A 14,192-nucleotide genomic window follows, 5' to 3' on the forward strand; every position below is an offset into this window, starting at 1 on the left:
AGCCCCCGGAAGGCCCCGTGTCCACTCCCCTACGGCGCACCGCCGTGCTGTGCGCGTTGCTGACCACCATCGGCCTCCTCCCCGCCGCCCCGGCCCGAGCCGCCGACCCGACGCCCCCGCTGCGCTTCGGCGCCTGCCCCGGCTCCCTGCCGGAACCGCCCGCCCCGGAACACCTCGCGTGCGGGCGGCTCCGGGTTCCGCTCGACTGGGACCACCCGCGCGGGCCGCACATCGAGGTGGCCGTCTCACGGATACGCGCGTCGGGCTCCCCCGGCGAGCGGCGCGGCATCCTGCTGGTGAACCCGGGCGGACCGGGCGGCTCCGGACTCTCCTACGCGGTCACCAAGCGGGCCAAGCTGCCGCGGAGCGTGCGACGGGCGTACGACGTCATCGGCTTCGACCCGCGCGGAGTCGGACGGAGCGCCCCCGTGAACTGCGGCCGGATGGGCGGCCTCTTCACCGGCCCAGGCGCGGACCCCGTCCCTGTGGGCGGCCCGGCGGAGAAGAACTACCTCACCGCACTGCGGGAGACGGCCGGCGACTGCGCCACGGGCGCCGGCGCGGCACTGCCCCACCTGTCCACGGAGCAGACGGCGCGGGACATGGACGCGATCCGCGCCGCACTCGGCGAACGCCGGACGAGTTTCCTCGGCGTCTCCTACGGCAGCTACCTCGGCGCCGCGTACGCCGCGCGCTTCCCGCACCGCGTCGGCCGCATGGTGCTCGACAGCGTCGTGGGCCCGTGGGACTGGTACGACTTCGACGTCCTCCAGAGCCGCGCGCTGCTGCGGCAGCGCGACACCTTCTTCACCTGGACCGCCGCGCACGCGGACCACTTCGGCCTCGGCGGGAGCGCAACCGCCGTACGCCGGGCCTACCTGCGTGTGCGCCACGGACTCGCCCGGCACCCCGTGGACGGCTTCGGGCCCGCCGAGTTCGACCGCGCCGTCTACCGCGCGCTGGGCCGCACCGAACGCTGGGCCGGCCTCGCCGAGGGCCTGCGCCACCACCTGGACACCGGGCGCCCCGACGGGCTCCGCCCCACCACCGCCCCCGACGGCCCGGACGCACGCAACTACGAAGCGGCGAACCGCGTCGTCAAGTGCGCCGACTCCCCCGCCCCCACGCCCCGCCGGATCCTGGCGGACATCCACCGCATCCGCCGGCTCGACCCGCAGCCGGTCCTGACCGGCATGGAGGCGTCCACCTGCGCCTACTGGCACCACACAGCCGACCGCCGCACCCCGCTCGGCAGCCCCGGCGCCCCACCCGTCCTGCTGGTGGCCTCCGCGCACGACCCCGTCACGCCCATCGAGGGCGCACGGCGACTACGCCGGCTGCTGCCCGGCTCCCGCCTGATCACGCTCGGCAACGACTATGCGCACGGCGTGTTCGCCAGCCGGGGCAACGCCTGCGTGGACGACACCGTGGCCGCCTACCTCGTCAACGGCACGACACCGGAGGCGGACGTCAACTGCCACGGCCCCGGACTGCCGGACGTACCGTGACAGCGGCAGCGGCAGCGGAACAGCTTCCTCAAAAAGTCGTCGGGACGGGCACGTCGCGCCCCGAGTCGGGCAACCGGCCCGAGGAGAGGCCCGCCTCGCCTGCCCCGTCCGGCCAGGGGCCGTGGGCCCTGCGCGGCCGGACCACCGTGCGCCGCTGCGTACCGCCCCGGGAGCTGGAACCGGAGGTGGACAGCGGCGCGCCGGGGACGGCCCGACCGGCGCCGACCCGCGCCCCGGCGGACCCTTGCGGCTCCCGGCTCACCCGGCGAAGGGCGGGCTTTCGACGCCCTGGCCCGCGTCGGGCAGGACCAGTACCGAACCGGCCGGCGGGCGGGGCCGGTCGAGGCCGGTGCGGGCCGTCGTGATGTAGAGGTCCCGCAGTCCGGGGCCGCCGAACACGCACGCGGTGGGCCGGGCGACGGGCAGCGGCACCGTACGGTCGAGCCGGCCGTCGGGGGTGTAGCGGCGGATCTGCCCACCGTCCCAGAGGGCCACCCAGACGCAGCCGTCGGCGTCGACGGTGAGCCCGTCGGGGAATCCGGCACCGGGCTCGATGTCCGTGAACGCCTTCCGCTCCACGATGCGCCGGCCTTGCGCGTCGGTGCGGAGCACATCGATACGGCGGGTGGGGCTGTCGACGTGGTGGACGCGGCTGCCGTCGGGGCTCCAGCCGGTGCCGTTGCTGACCGTCAGGTCCCCCAGGAGCAGGGTCGCGGTGCCGTCGGGCCCGATCCGGGTGAGGGTGCCGCCGCCGCGCGCCTCGTCGTACCGCATGGTGCCCGCCCACAGGGAGCCGTCGGGGGCGACGGCGGCGTCGTTGCCGCGGCGGCCCGGCACCGGGTCGCGGTGCAGCCAGGAGAACGCGCCGTCGGGGCCGTACCGGCCGATGCCGTCGCGGAGGTTGACGACCAGGCCGCCGCCCGCGCGGGGTTTGGCGGCGCCGACGTGCTGTTCGGTGGCGAGGACGGTACGGCGGCCGGTGGCCGGGTCGAAGGTGTGCACGCGGGAGCCGAGGATGTCCACCCAGATCAGTCGCCGTGCGGCCGGGTCCCAGGTGGGGCCCTCGCCCAGCTCGGCCTCGGCGCGGACCGCGAGTTCGGCCCTCACCGGCCACCCCGGTGACCCAGGCTGAACGAGAGGTCGGCGGCGCCCTTGGCGGCCAGTTCGGTCAGCTCGCGCTCCCGGTCCTCGCTCCAGCGGACCATCGGCACGGAGATGGACAGGGCCGCGACGACGGTGCCGGAGCCGTCCCGTACGGGCGCGGCGACACAGCTGACGTCGGGGTTGGCCTCGCGGTGCTCGACGGCGACGCCCATGACCCTGACCGTGGCGAGCTCCTCGCGCAGCGCGTCCGGGCCGGTGATGCTGTTCGGGGTGAGCGCGACCAGTTCCCCGCACTCCTCCAGACGGGCCTCCAACTCTTCCTCGGGCAGCGAGGCGAGCAGCATCTTGCCGACGGAGGTGCAGTGTGCCGGCAGCCGGCGGCCGACGGCGGAGACCATGCGGACGGCATGGATGGAGTCGACCTTGGCGACGTAGATGACGTCGACGTCCTCCAGGATCGCCACATGCACGGTCTCGTCGCAGGTCTCGGCGACCTCGCGGGCGACCCGCTGCCCTTCGGCGGCGATGTCGAGCTGCTCCGCGTACCGGCTGCCGAGCTGGTAGGTGCGCACGCCGAGGCGGTAGCGGCCGGGCTGTTCGGGCACCGGGACCAGATACGACCGGGCCACGAGCGTGGTGACGAGTTCGTGCACCGTGGTGCGGGGCAGCCGCAGTCCGCGCACGATGTCGGGCGCCGAGAGCGTGCCGTCGCCCTCCAGGAAGAGTTCCATGATGTCCAGCGCCCGGGTCACCGCCGGAACGAGTCGGCCCATGACCGCTCACCCACCCCTTTGCTCGTTCGTCATTCCGGCACATTGCCGAAATGACGAACACAGGCTACGCACAGGTCACTTCGGCGGGCAATCGTCCGTCGGTAATCCCTCTCCGCACCACCCGTTGACACCCCTCGGACTGCCTGTTTACGTTCACGCCACGATCCCGAACGGTTGACGAAATACCGAACAGGCGAGAGGGCAACTGCCTTGCGCATCACCGGAATCAGCACCCACGTCGTCGGAACTCCCTGGCGCAATCTGACCTATGTACGCGTCCACACCGACGAGGGCCTGACCGGCGTCGGCGAGACCCGCATGCTCGGCCGCACCGACGCCCTTGTCGGCTACCTGCGGGAGGCCGAGGCCAACCACATCGCCGGCTCCGACCCCTTCGCCGTCGAGGACCTGGTCCGGCGCATGAAGTACGGCGACTACGGACGGGCCGGCGAGATCGTGATGTCCGGCATCGCCGTGGTCGAAATGGCCTGCTGGGACATCAAGGGCAAGGCGCTCGGGGTGCCCGTCTGGCAGCTCCTCGGCGGCAAGGTCACCGACCGCGTCACCGCGTACGCGAACGGCTGGTACACGACGGAGCGCACCCCCGAGGCGTACCACAAGGCCGCTCAGGAGGTCGTGGCGCGCGGCTACCGGGCCCTGAAGATCGACCCGTTCGGGACCGGCCACTTCGAGCTGGACGCGGAGCGGTCCCGGTACGCGGTCTCCCTGATCGAGGCCGTACGGGACGCGATCGGGCCGGACACCGAGCTGATGCTGGAGATGCACGGCCGGTTCAGCCCCGCCACGGCCGTACGGCTCGCGCGTGAGCTGGCGCCGTTCCACCCGGCGTGGCTGGAGGAGCCGGTGCCTCCGGAGAACCTGAAGGCGCTGAAGAAGGTCGCCGAGCGGGTGGACCTGCCGGTGGCGACGGGCGAGCGCATCCACGACCGGATCGAGTTCCGCGAACTGTTCGAGGACGGGTCGGCGGACATCATCCAGCCGGACGTCGGGCACATCGGCGGCATTCTGGAGGCCCGCAAGCTCGCCGCCACCGCCGAGACGCACTACCTGCTGGTGGCGCCGCACAACGTCGGCGGATCCGTGCTCACCGCCGCCTCACTCCAACTCGCCGCCTGCACACCGAACTTCAAGATCCTGGAGCACTTCAACGACTTCGCGGACGCGGAGATCAAGAAGGTGGTGCGCGGCGCGCCCCAGGTGGACCCGGAGACCGGCTGCTTCGAGGTGTCGCACGCGCCGGGCCTCGGCGTCGAACTCGACGTCGACGCGGCGGCCGAGTTCCCGCAGCAGCAGGCCCGCTTCGACCTGTGGGCGGACGGCTGGGAGCGGAGGAAGCCCGCATGACCGCCGGTCACCGCGCCGCCGGCCGGTCCCTCGTCGTCGACCGGCCGGGCACCCACCGCCTCATCCGCGGTGACGTGCCCGGCCCGGGGCCGGGCGAGGTCCGCGTGCGGATCGCCGCGGCCGGCATATGTCTGAGCGACCGCGAGGTGTACGACGGCCACCGTGACGCCGCGTACGTCCGTTATCCGGTGGTGCCCGGCCACGAGTGGTCCGGCACCGTCGAAGCCGTGGGCGAGGGCGTGGACGCGGGGCTCGTCGGGCGCCGCACGGTCGCCGAGGGCTTTAGGGCCTGCGGGGTCTGCGCGCGCTGCCGGTGCGGGGAGACCAGTCTGTGCGACGGCGGGTACGCGGAGACCGGGTTCACCGAACCGGGTGCGTTCGCCGACCACCTGGTGCTGCCGGCCCGGCTGTTGCACCTGCTGCCGGATGACGCGGACCTGCGCGCCGCCGCCCTCCTCGAACCCTCCGCCGTCGTCGCCGCCGCCGTGCGCACCGGGCGCCCCGCTCCCGGCGAGCGGATCGCCGTGGTCGGCGCGGGCACCCTCGGCCTGCTCGCGGTGCAACTGCTCGCGGCGTCGTCACCGGGCGAGCTGACCGTGATCGACCCGCGGGCGGCGCGCGGCGAGCAGGCGCTCGGCTTCGGCGCGACCGCGGCGCACACGCCCGAGGCGGCCGCCGACCTGGAGGGCCGCTTCGACCTGGTGGTGGAGACGGCCGGCGCGCCGTCGACGGCCGCGGCCTCCTGCCGGCTCGCCCGGCGCGGTGGCCGGGTGGTGCTCACCGGGATGTTCACGCCCGGCGCCGAGGGCATCGACCCGGTCCATCTGTCGCTCAGCCAACTGGAGGTGCGCAGCGTCTTCGGCGCCCCCTCGGCAGCCTGGTCGGACGCGGTACGGGCGTTCTCGCTCGGTCTGCTGCGGCCCGCGGCGCTGATCACGCACGAGTTTCCGCTGGAGGGATTCGACGAAGCGATCGCGCTGGTCGGCAGCGGGGACGCGCACGTCGGGAAGGTGGTGCTCCGGCCTTAGCCCGGGTCGCGGCGCACGCGTCCTCGCCTCCGGCGGTGTACCGCGCCCGGGTTGCGCCCCGCCCCCGCCTCATCGGTCTGCGGCCCCGTGCCCGCCCGCCGGTCGGGCCGGGAGGCGTCCGGCCGCGGGCACCGGGCGGGGTCCGGGCGCCCCATCCCGTACACCCACCGATCCGAACACCATCCGATATACCGAACATTGGAGTGCCGTGACCGACCCTTCCGTTCCGCGCAGCCCCGGTGCCGCGGCCCTCGCCCGCATCGGGCACCCCTCCCCCGGCACCGACCCGGCCGACGCCTCGCCGCACACGTTCCCGGACGGGGGGACCTGGCGTACCGAGATTCCCTCGGTGGAGGGCCCGGAGGCGCTGGCCGCCGTACTCGCGGAGAGCGCGCGGCTCGACGTGCCGATCCACCGGATCAGCCAGGGCAGCGGCGTGTGGATGCTCACCGACGCCGAGATCACCGAGATGGCGGAGTCCTGTGCCGAACGGGACATCGAGCTGTGCCTGTTCACCGGGCCGCGCGGCATCTGGGACACCGGTGCCGCGACCCGCACCGACTCGGGGGGCGCGGGGCCGCGGGCCCGCGGCCACGACGCGTTCGCGGGCTGCGTCGAAGACGCCGTGCGCGCCACCGGGTTGGGCGTCACGTGCCTGCTCGTCGCCGACGAGGGCGTGCTGTGGACGCTGCACCGGATGCGGGCCGCCGGGGTGCTGCCCGCCGGTACGACGTTCAAGGTGTCCGCGCTGATCGGTCCGGTCAACCCGGCCTCGTACAGCGTCTTCGAGCGGCTCGGCGCCGATTCCCTGAACGTGCCGTCCGACCTCACGCTCGCCCACGTCACCGAGATCCGCCGGGTCAGCCGCGCCCCGATGGACCTGTACGTCGAGGCGCCCGACGACCTCGGCGGCCACGTCCGGATGTACGAGGCCGCCGAGCTGATCCGGCGCGGTGCCCCGCTGTACCTGAAGTTCGGGCTCAGCAAGTCGCCCGGGATCTATCCCTACGGCGCCCAGCTGCGGGAGGCCGCTCTCGCCGGCGCCCGGGAACGGGTGCGGCGCGGCCGGCTCGTCCTCGATCTGCTGGCCCGGCTCGGTGCGGACGGCGGGATGTCGCCGCTCGGCGCCCGCTCCCCGGGCGCACTGCGGCGCTTCCCCCTGCCGGAAGGAGACTGATATGCGCACCCTCACCCGCCGAGCCGCGGTCGCGACGGCCGTGGCCGGGCTGCTCGCCCTGCCCCTGGCCGGCTGTGGCCAGGAGGCACTCGGCGGCAGCCGCTACAGACCGAAGAACGGTGAGGTCGTCACCGTCGGCCTGGCGATGCCCACCAAGTCCTCGGAACGCTGGATCGCCGACGGCGAGAACATGGCGAAGCAGTTCCGCAGGGCCGGGTACCTGACGGATCTGCAGTACGGCGACAACAAGGTGGAGAACCAGGTCGCGCAGATCGAGAGCATGATCACCAAGGGGGTCGGGCTGCTCGTCGTCGCCGCGATCAACGGATCGGCGCTCTCCGACGTCCTGGAGCAGGCCGAAGAGGCGGGCATCCCCGTGATCGCGTACGACCGGCTCCTCCTGGGCACCGGTTCGGTCGACTACTACGCGTCGTTCGACAACGAGCGGGTCGGGCGGCTCCAGGCGCAGTACATCGTGGACCGCCTCGGCCTCGGCGCACCGCGCAGGCCCGCCGAGGGCGGCAAGGCTCACCGCATCGAGCTGTTCGCGGGGTCCCCGGACGACAACAACACCCAGTACTTCTGGAACGGCGCCATGAAGGTGCTGCGCCCCTACCTGGACAGCGGGCAGCTCGTCGTGGGCAGCGAGCAGACCACCATGGCGAAGGCGGCCACGCAGCTCTGGAGCGGTGAGACCGCGCAGAAGCGCATGGACGACATCCTCACCAAGAGCTACGGCCAGGAACGTCTGGACGCGGTGCTCTCGCCGTACGACGGGATGTCGATCGGCGTCATCTCGGCGCTGCAGAGCGCGGGGTACGGCACGAAGAGCCAGCCGCTGCCGGTGGTGACGGGGCAGGACGCGGAGCTGGCGTCGGTGAAGTCGATCATCCGGGGCGAGCAGACGCAGACCGTCTTCAAGGACACCCGCAAGCTCGCGAAGCAGGCCGTACAGATGGGCGACGCCGTGCTGACCGGCAAGAAGGTCGAGGTCAACAACACCTCCGAATACGACAACGGTGTGAAGACCGTGCCGTCGTATCTGCTCGACCCGGTGAGTATCGACCGCAGGAACACCCGCCTCCTCGTGGACGAGGGGTACTTCACGGCGGGACAGCTGAAGTGACGGCGTCCGAGGCCCGCGGGGACGCGAAGGGCGCCGCGCCGGTGCTGCGGATGCGCGGCATCACCAAGACCTTCCCCGGCGTCACAGCGCTGAGCGACGTCGACCTGACGGTGCGCGCCGGTGAGATCCACGCGATCTGCGGGGAGAACGGCGCGGGCAAGTCGACCCTGATGAAGGTGGTCAGCGGTGTGCATCCGCACGGCAGCTACACGGGCGGTATCGACTTCGAGGGTGAACCGGTCGCGTTCAAGGACGTCCGCGCGAGCGAACGGCACGGCATCGTCATCATCCATCAGGAGCTGACGCTCGTCCCGTACCTGTCGATCGCGGAGAACATCTTCCTGGGCAACGAGCGGGCACGGCGCGGCTTCATCGACTGGAACGGCACCCTGCGGCGCGCCGCTCAGCTGCTCTCCCGGGTCGGCCTGCACGAGAAGCCGCAGACACCGGTCAGTGAACTGGGCGTCGGCAAACAGCAGCTGGTGGAGATCGCCAAGGCTCTCGCGAAAGAGGTGAAGCTGCTCATCCTGGACGAGCCGACCGCGGCGCTCAACGACGAGGACAGCGCCAAGCTCCTCGATCTGGTCCTGGAGCTGCGCGAGCAGGGCATCGCGTGCATCGTCATCTCGCACAAGCTGAACGAGATCCGGGCCGTCGCCGACTCGGTCACGATCCTGCGCGACGGACGGACCATCGAGACCCTGCCGGTCCGTGAATCCCGGGACGGGAAGGCGGAGGTGAGCGAGGACCGGATCATCCGCGGCATGGTCGGCCGCGATCTCGACCACCGCTACCCGGAGCGCACCCCCTACACCGGTGAGGACGCGGGCGTAACCGTCCTCGGCATCGCGGGCTGGACCGTGCGACACCCCGTGGATCAGCACCGCACGGTGGTGGACGACGTGTCCCTGACGGTACGGCGCGGCGAGATCGTCGGCATCGCGGGCCTGATGGGCGCGGGCCGCACCGAGCTGGCCATGTCCGTCTTCGGCCGCAGCTACGGCAGATACGTGGCGGGGACCGTCGAGGTCGACGGCCGGCCGGTGCGGACCAGGACGGTACCGGCGGCCGTCGCGGCCGGGCTCGCGTACGTCACCGAGGACCGCAAGCAGTACGGCCTGAACCTGATCGACGACATCAACCGCAACATCTCCCTGGCCTCCCTGCCGGGCATGGTGCGCCGGGGCACCGTCGACGCGCAGCACGAGCGGTCCGTCGCCGAGCGCTACCGCAGGACGATGAAGATCAAGGCCCCCACGGTCCATGAGCAGGTGGGGCGGCTCTCCGGCGGCAACCAGCAGAAGGTCGTCCTGAGCAAATGGATCCACGCCGATCCGAAAGTGCTGATCCTGGACGAGCCGACCCGCGGGATCGACGTGGGCGCGAAGTCCGAGATCTACACCGTCATCGACCGGCTCGCCGCCGAGGGCAGAGCGGTACTGATCATCTCGTCCGAGCTGCCCGAGTTGCTCGGGATGTGCGACCGGATCTACACGATGGCCGAGGGCCGCCTCACCGGTGAGGTCGCGCGGGCCGACGCCACCCAGGAAGTCCTGATGCGCCACATGACCCTGAACAGAAGCTGAGGCCGGCCATGACCACCACGACCACATCGCCCGAGGAGGCGGCCGGCGCCGGGACGCCCACGCCGTCCACCGGCGCCCTGCTCCTGCACGGGCTGCGCACCAACATGCGGCAGTACGGCATGCTCTTTGCACTCGTCCTGATCGTGCTGCTCTTCGGATTCTGGACGGACGGCGCGCTCCTTCGCCCCGGCAACATCTCCAACCTGCTGCAGCAGAACGGCTACATCCTCATCCTTGCCATGGGCATGATGGTCGTCATCATCGCCGGGCACATCGACCTGTCGGTCGGTTCGGTCGCCGCGTTCGTCGGCGCGGTGTCGGCCGTCCTGATGATCGAACACCATCTGCCGTGGGGACTCGCGCTGGCCGTGTCACTGCTCATCGGGGCGGTCGCGGGCGCCTGGCAGGGCTTCTTCATCGCCTGTCTGGGCATCCCGTCGTTCATCGTGACGCTCGCCGGAATGCTGCTGTTCCGCGGGCTCACACAGATCACCCTCGCAGGGCAGTCGCTGTCCCCGTTCCCGGAGGGATTCCAGAACCTCGCCAAGGGCGTGTTCCCGGAGGCGGGACCGGCCTGGTCGGTCCCGCTCCCCTTCGAGCTCCATCTGGACCTGGGCTTCATCGAACTGCGTACGGAAACGATCGGCCCTTACCACAACCCCACACTCCTGATCGGGCTCGTCGTCATCGCGTTCCTGCTGGTCCGTGAGGTGCGTGACCGGCGCCGTCAGCGTGCGTACGCACTGGACGTGCTGCCCCGAAACATCTGGATCATGAAATGTGTGGCGCTCGTCGCCGCGGTGCTCGCGTTCACGCTGACCCTGGCGAGCTGGCACGGCATGCCGGTGATCATGCTGATCGTGTGCGGGCTCCTGCTCGGCCTCGGCCACGTGATGCGCAACGCGGTGGTCGGCCGGCATGTGTACGCGCTCGGCGGCAACAAGGCCGCGGCCAAGCTGTCCGGCGTCAAGGACACACGCGTCACCTTCCTGGTCTTCGTCACCATGGGCGTGCTGGCGGCGCTCGCGGGCTGTGTGTTCGCGGCCCGGCTCAACTCCGGTACGCCGCAGGCAGGTCTGAACTTCGAGCTGGAGGCCATCGCGGCGGCGTTCATCGGCGGCGCATCGATGAGCGGCGGCGTCGGCACGGTGCTCGGCGCGATCACCGGCGGCCTGGTGCTCGGCGTGCTGAACAACGGCATGAACCTGGTGGGCGTCGGTACCGACTGGCAACAGGTCATCAAGGGCCTGGTGCTGCTCGCAGCGGTCGGCGTGGACGTGTGGAACAAACGCAAGGCCGGGTCGTGACTCTTCCGGTTCGCCCCTCGGCGTCCTGCTCCGGGCCGCCTCGGCACACCCGTCCTGCGCATCGACACCCGCGCGCTCACCCCCTCGGAGGTCGCAGCCCGTATCGCCGGTGCCCTGCCCGAACCGCCTGTACCGTCGGGTCCCTGAACGCACCGACGACACCGCAGGAACCATGAGCCCCGAACCAGCGCAGCCCGTGATCGACACCCACGTCATCCTCCGCGACGGCGACAAGATCCTCTTCTCCCGGCGCGGAGGGCCCTACGGCTACGGCCGATGGCACCTGCCGTCGGGCAAACTCGACAAAGGTGAACCCCTGACCAGCGGTGCCGCCCGCGAACTGTTCGAGGAAACCGGCCTCCACGTCGACCCCGCGCACCTGCGCCTCGTCCAGGTGGTGCACCACAAACAGAACGCCACCACCGAGCGCATCGGCTTCTTCTTCGAAGCCACCGCATGGGCCGGCGAACCCGTCAACCGCGAACCCGACAAGTGCCTCAGCCTCGAATGGTTCTCCGTACACGAGCTGCCCGACGACATCATCGAGTACCCCGGAGAAGGCATCGAAAGGTACCTCGGCGGCTCATCCCCTCTCGCCGAACACGGATGGGCCGCCACCGCCTGACACCACGGGGCGCGGTGGTACGTGCGTACCGCCGCGCCCCGTACCGCCGCGGCTTCGCCCTTCACAGCCCGCCGAACCACACGACCTCGGAATCCCGGCCTCCCGACGCTCACGAGTCACGTGTGGTGCCGCGTGGGTCCGCTTCTGCCTCTCGGGGCTGAAGTTTCTCGGGTGCAGGCTGGTAGGTATCGGCTCTTGTGGGGTTGTGAGCGAGCATGCAAGCATTTGCTCAACTGGCCCACTGACCAAGGGCCGTGGAAGAAGGAACGGGGATGTACAAGACTTTCCGGCGCGCACTGTTCGGCGCGCTCGCAGCCGGCGGACTCCTGCTCGGCACCACAGGCGTCAGCGCGGCCCAGCCGTCCGGGAGCGCGGCGGCACACGCGCCCGGGACGCCGCTCGCCGCACAGACCGCGGCGTACGCGAAGGTGTATCTCAACACCGCCCGGACGCAGTGGACGCACTACACACCGGACGCACGGAGCAGCAGCCACGCCGGCACGCTCAACGGCGGCCGCAACTACTTCTACTGCTACGCCGAGGGCGAGTACTACAAGAACGATGCCAGCGGCTGGACCAGCGCCTACTGGCTGCGGACGGACGACGACACCGGGCACCGCAACGTCTACGTGAGCGACACCAACCTGGACCAGTACGGCTGGTCGCACTGGGTGAACCTCTTGCCCCGCTGCCAGTAACGGACGGCGGACACCGAACGGACCGGGTTCGCCGAAGGCGAGGGGTCTCCCGCCTCTTCGATGAGCCGGGCCCGGCCCCCAGTGCCGGCAGACCGGCAAGGTCCATACGCGTCGTCCGAGTGCACGTCACCGCCGCCGCCGCGCGCTGTCGCCCACGCGGCCCGCGTCCGTGCTCCGGCACGGACGCGGGCCGTTGCCCTTTTCGCCGGTGACGCCGGCTCAGCTCACCCGGCGGGCGCGCAGCACCCGGTCATCGACGTGGTGGGCAGCGCTGGCCGCGCCCAGAGGGCGGGGGCGCTTGTCGTCGACCTCGATGGTCCAGCCGGGCGTGGCCTTGATCGCGGTCACGAAATCGTCGATGTGCAGGTAGGCGTCGGGGTCGAACGGGCGGTGCCCGTGCTGCGGGTCGCGCATCGCCTCAAGGTCGTGGCTGAGGACGACCAGGGATCCGCCGGGGGCGACGGCGTCGAGCACATTGTGGACGCCGCGCAGGTCGGGGGTGCGCGGGATCGACGCGTACGCCGCCGAGACGAGGCCGAACCCGCCTTGCGTCGCCCCCTGGACGAACGGCTCCCGGGCGTTGGCGTCGGCGAGCACACAGGTGACAGGCAGGTCGCGCCGCCGGGCCTCGGCCCGGATCCGGTCGAGCGCGCGCGAGGAGATGTCGCTCGCGGTCACCTCCCAGCCCTGCTCGGCCAGCCAGATCGCGTCACCGCCCTCGCCCGCGCCGACGTCGAGCGCACGGCCGACGGGCAGGTCGGCCACTTCCGCGACCAGCGAGCCGTTCGGGTTGCCGCTCCAGATCGGGTCGCCGCAGTAGCGGTGATCCCAGTCGGTGACGGAGGCGGACGGGCGGGCCGCGGTGCGCACGTCCTCGGCGGCGAGACTCATCGCGACGGCGCCCCCGACGCGGCTGCCGTGGGCGGCGGCCGGGAGCATCTGCAGGCCGGGGTCGGTGATGCTGCCGGCCGCGTAGACCCCGTCGACGGCGGTGGCGCCCGCCGCATCGGCCTCGATCACCTCGCCCATGCCGGTCGGGTGGGGCGAGGGGTGCAGGCCGAGTCCGGTGAACGGCTCGGCGCGGGGCGCGAAGCGCGGGGTGATCAGGATGGTGTCGGCGCCGATCGTCGAGCCGTCGAACAGCTCGATCCCGGTGAGGCGGCCGTCCGCACCGGCGAGGACACGGTGCGCGGTGGTGGCGAGGCGGACGTCGACACCCGCGGAGACGAGGGTGGCGACCCAGGATTCGTCGGCCTCCACACTGTCCGCGACGAGCACGGTCAGACGCGCGGACAACTGCCGCAGCAACGGCGTGACGTGCGCCAGCCCCAGCGGGTGGGTGACGATCTGGACGAGCCGCTGGTCGCGGGCCTCGTAGCCGTGGCAGAACGGGCAGTGGATCACCGTCTTCCCCCAGTGGTCCGCCAGCCCCTCGATCGCGGGGAGGTCGTCGACCAGGCCGGTCGCGACGACGATCCGGCGGGCGACCACGGAGAAGCCCTCGGCGAGTTCGACGAGGAAGTGCTCGCCGTCCCGGGCCACCCGCACGGCGCGGCCGGACAGCACCTCGCCCCCGTAACGGCGTACCTCCGCACGACCGGTGGCGAGCAGCTCCGCCGGGTCCGTGCCGTCGCGTCCCAGGAAGCTGTGCATGTGCGCCGCGGGCGCGTTCCGCGGCTCGCCGGAGTCGACCACGATCACCGAGCGGCGCTGCCGGCCGAGTTGCAGGGCGGTGGCGAGGCCGGCGGCCGATCCGCCGATGACGGCGACGTCGCAGTGGCGGGTGACGGTCGGAACGGCAGGTGCGCCGGGGGCGGTGTGGTGAGGGCTCATGTTCTCCACCGTAGAAAGCTCTGGCGGTATGTGCCAAACTCCTTGCGGAATTCGCAAGGAGG

Annotated in this window: 12 protein-coding genes; 9 read left to right on the top strand and 3 right to left on the bottom strand. The window is 71.8% G+C overall.

Translation table 11 applies throughout. The annotated features are described in order from the left end of the window. Positions 1-17: 17 nt before the first annotated feature. Complete coding sequence (locus ACZ4M8_RS24565; protein ID WP_467610734.1) at positions 18-1,508, top strand: alpha/beta hydrolase; 1,491 nt, start codon at positions 18-20, stop codon at positions 1,506-1,508. Between the two features lie 258 nt (positions 1,509-1,766). Here the strand turns inward: ACZ4M8_RS24565 and ACZ4M8_RS24570 are convergent, their stop codons facing one another. Beyond that, positions 1,767-2,615 carry an SMP-30/gluconolactonase/LRE family protein gene (locus tag ACZ4M8_RS24570; protein ID WP_467610736.1) on the bottom strand — a complete coding sequence of 283 codons (849 nt, stop codon included), beginning with the start codon at positions 2,613-2,615 and terminating at the stop codon, positions 1,767-1,769. Continuing rightward, positions 2,612-3,385, bottom strand: a complete 774-nt coding sequence (locus tag ACZ4M8_RS24575; protein ID WP_467610738.1) for an IclR family transcriptional regulator — start codon at positions 3,383-3,385, stop codon at positions 2,612-2,614. The genes ACZ4M8_RS24570 and ACZ4M8_RS24575 overlap by 4 nt, the downstream gene beginning before the upstream one ends. A gap of 210 nt (positions 3,386-3,595) precedes the next feature. Between ACZ4M8_RS24575 and ACZ4M8_RS24580 the strand changes: the two genes are divergently transcribed. The 8 genes from ACZ4M8_RS24580 to ACZ4M8_RS24615 all read left to right on the top strand — a co-directional run bounded on the left by ACZ4M8_RS24580 (position 3,596) and on the right by ACZ4M8_RS24615 (position 12,297). Further along, positions 3,596-4,750, top strand: coding sequence for a mandelate racemase/muconate lactonizing enzyme family protein (locus ACZ4M8_RS24580; RefSeq protein ID WP_467610740.1), 1,155 nt, complete (start codon positions 3,596-3,598; stop codon positions 4,748-4,750). Then, positions 4,747-5,778, top strand: coding sequence for a zinc-dependent alcohol dehydrogenase (locus ACZ4M8_RS24585; protein WP_467610742.1), 1,032 nt, complete (start codon positions 4,747-4,749; stop codon positions 5,776-5,778). The genes ACZ4M8_RS24580 and ACZ4M8_RS24585 overlap by 4 nt, the downstream gene beginning before the upstream one ends. Positions 5,779-5,986: 208 nt before the next feature. Beyond that, positions 5,987-6,955, top strand: coding sequence for a hypothetical protein (locus tag ACZ4M8_RS24590; protein ID WP_467610744.1), 969 nt, complete (start codon positions 5,987-5,989; stop codon positions 6,953-6,955). Position 6,956: 1 nt separating this feature from the next. Further along, positions 6,957-8,081, top strand: a complete 1,125-nt coding sequence (chvE, locus tag ACZ4M8_RS24595) for a multiple monosaccharide ABC transporter substrate-binding protein (protein ID WP_467610746.1) — start codon at positions 6,957-6,959, stop codon at positions 8,079-8,081. Between the two features lie 50 nt (positions 8,082-8,131). Further along, positions 8,132-9,667, top strand: a complete 1,536-nt coding sequence (mmsA, locus tag ACZ4M8_RS24600; RefSeq protein ID WP_467611301.1) for a multiple monosaccharide ABC transporter ATP-binding protein — start codon at positions 8,132-8,134, stop codon at positions 9,665-9,667. Positions 9,668-9,675: 8 nt separating this feature from the next. Continuing rightward, positions 9,676-10,974 (top strand): multiple monosaccharide ABC transporter permease, encoded by a 1,299-nt coding sequence (mmsB, locus tag ACZ4M8_RS24605; protein WP_467610748.1) that lies wholly within the window; start codon positions 9,676-9,678, stop codon positions 10,972-10,974. A gap of 172 nt (positions 10,975-11,146) precedes the next feature. Further along, positions 11,147-11,599 carry an NUDIX hydrolase gene (locus ACZ4M8_RS24610; protein ID WP_467610750.1) on the top strand — a complete coding sequence of 151 codons (453 nt, stop codon included), beginning with the start codon at positions 11,147-11,149 and terminating at the stop codon, positions 11,597-11,599. Between the two features lie 272 nt (positions 11,600-11,871). Next, positions 11,872-12,297, top strand: a complete 426-nt coding sequence (locus tag ACZ4M8_RS24615; RefSeq protein ID WP_467610752.1) for a hypothetical protein — start codon at positions 11,872-11,874, stop codon at positions 12,295-12,297. 219 nt (positions 12,298-12,516) lie between these two features. Here the strand turns inward: ACZ4M8_RS24615 and ACZ4M8_RS24620 are convergent, their stop codons facing one another. Then, entirely contained in the window at positions 12,517-14,130 is a 1,614-nt protein-coding gene (locus ACZ4M8_RS24620) for an FAD-dependent oxidoreductase (protein WP_467610754.1), read from the bottom strand. Between the last annotated feature and the right edge of the window lie 62 nt (positions 14,131-14,192).

The sequence above is a fragment of the Streptomyces sp. NPDC027185 genome (assembly GCF_055567035.1).